This is a genomic window from Oceanobacillus rekensis (assembly GCF_002153375.1).
In the GTDB taxonomy this organism is placed as follows: Bacteria; Bacillota; Bacilli; order Bacillales; family Amphibacillaceae; genus Oceanobacillus; species Oceanobacillus rekensis.
On the sequence record NZ_MTBQ01000017.1, the window covers coordinates 1 to 406 of the forward strand.

Annotated in this window: 1 rRNA gene; it reads left to right on the forward strand. The window is 45.3% G+C overall.

Annotated features, from left to right (window positions below):
• Positions 1–119: ribosomal RNA gene (locus tag BV906_RS19055) — 16S ribosomal RNA — on the forward strand; the annotation flags it as partial.
• Positions 120–406: the final 287 nt, after the last annotated feature.

Below are 406 nucleotides of genomic sequence, written 5' to 3' on the forward strand. Positions count from 1 at the left end.
AACACCCGAAGTCGGTGAGGTAACCTTTTAGGAGCCAGCCGCCGAAGGTGGGACTGATGATTGGGGTGAAGTCGTAACAAGGTAGCCGTATCGGAAGGTGCGGCTGGATCACCTCCTTTCTAAGGATTAATTGAAGGCGTAAGCGACTGTTTAGAGGCGAACGCATAAGCAAGGAATCGTAAAGCGCATGGTTTTGGCGCTTGGAGAGTTCATTGCTTATGACGGTAGCCTCTAGGAGCTGAAGCTAGATAATTTCGGAACGCTGATAGGAACTTGTTCCTATCAGTAAGGACATACATGGTTGTTTGGTTCAGTTTTGAGAGAGTAAATCTCTCGGATTGTTTGTACCTTGAAAACTAAATAAGAGTAATCAACGACATCAATAATAAAAAGGCTGAAGCGACTG